At 57.9% G+C, this 1610-nt stretch carries 1 protein-coding gene and 1 pseudogene; both read left to right on the top strand.

Going from position 1 to position 1610, the window contains the following annotated elements; all coding sequences use genetic code 11:
* Positions 1–60: 60 nt before the first annotated feature.
* The gene (locus MTBSS4_RS17885) at positions 61–558 is read left to right on the top strand and encodes a bacteriohemerythrin (RefSeq protein WP_173984737.1); all 498 of its coding nucleotides are present in this window, start codon (positions 61–63) and stop codon (positions 556–558) included.
* A gap of 397 nt (positions 559–955) precedes the next feature.
* Positions 956–1610, top strand: a pseudogene (locus MTBSS4_RS17880) (hypothetical protein); the annotation flags it as partial.

The following is a 1610-nucleotide window of genomic DNA, read 5'->3' as shown; positions in this document are numbered from 1 at the left end:
TGCCGGGCCGAGCGACGCGTCGCTTAACCCGGTGTCCACTTTTCCAGGGAAAGGTCAGAAATGGGAAAAGATCAGGAGAATGAGATAGACCGAGAAAGTCCGAAGCCGTCGATCTTCGAATTCACGCCTGACATGTCCGTGGGCAACGAAACCATCGACAGCGATCACAAGGCATTCTTCGATCTGTCGAAGCTGCTGAGCGAAACGCTGCAAACCGGTGAGCGGGGGATGGTTGTTCTCAGCTCCCTCGCGATTCTCGAAGAATATGTCGATGGGCATTTCCATCGCGAGGAAAAAGCGATGCGTAAGGTCAACTACTCGAATCTTGCCGAGCATCGTCTGAAGCACAATCAGTTTCGGGCCCGGATCAAGGCAATTTCGGAAGTCTATCGGCAGGGAACCACCTCGGCCGCCGACGATCTGCCGCCCCTGGTTATCCATTGGCTGCGAAGTCATATCGCCAATGAAGATCAGCGGTACAAGCGATGGATCAACAGCTCGGCCGTGGATGACCGTCCCCTGGTCTATCTCGCGATGGAAGCCGAACACAGAAATTAACGCTTTCGGAGGAACCGATGCTCGAGCGAACCAATGATACGGAATCCGGATGATCCGTGCGTCAGCCTCAGCCTGAGGAAGCCGCGAAGCGGCTGTCTCGAAGGACAAGGCTGGCCTTGGTCGAACCTCTCCTTCGAGAACCTCAGGATGAGGTTCGACGGTGATCGGGCTAACGAACCGATCAAACGGATTTGGTATGACCCGCGCATTGGTAATCCTGTTATCGATGCCGATTATCAGCGCCTTGTCGATATGCTGAACGAGTTCCAAAGCCACTCGATTTATTTTCCAAATTCCCCTGCTTCATCATGAAGAGCCAAACCAACGCAGCGACATGAGCGGTCGCCCATATGGGCCGAGTGCCGGCGCTGATTACAATAAAGTGCAATAATTGGCCATGTTACCCACCAGCGAAGTCAGTGCATTGGTTGCCATTGAGAATGCAACGACCAGAAGGCTTGTCGTCAGCCTTCTCCGGGAAAGCGGCTATGGCGTTTTGGCGGAGACGAAGGATCCCGACCACACCCTGCTGTACCTGCGGCGGGGCGAGATGGCTAAATTCAACGTCATCATTTGCGACCGCCTCGGCGGGACGGGGCATGTCTCGGTGCTCAATTCGGTTCGTTGGAGCGAGGGGCTGATCCCGCAATCCCTGCCGGTCATTGGCGTGGACGGCCAGTGGACGGCGGATGAGCTTATCGCCGCCCGGGATGCCGGCATATCGGCCACATTGACACTGCCCTTGACCAAGCGCTCGCTGCAAATGGCCGTTTCGACGGCCATAGGCAAGCAGAAATCCTTCATCGCCGCACCGACCTTTCGCGGGCCGGACCGCCGCGCGGCGGTTATCTCGGGCTATAAAGGCCCGTTCCGGAGGGCCGATGACGCTTTGACCCGCCGTCTCCCCGGATCGCCGGTGATCACCCAATCCCAGGCGGCGGGAGAGAAGAAGGACCCGCCGCACGAGGCCAAGCCCCCTGCCGCCGCCAGGGAACATGGCAAGGCCGAGATCGAGTGGTCCATGGCTATTGCCACGGGCCGGGACGACATCA

Origin of the sequence: Magnetospirillum sp. SS-4 (genome assembly GCF_902729425.1) — a bacterium.
GTDB lineage: Bacteria > Pseudomonadota > Alphaproteobacteria > Rhodospirillales > Magnetospirillaceae > Phaeospirillum.
This window is presented reverse-complemented; position numbering and strand designations above follow the sequence as displayed.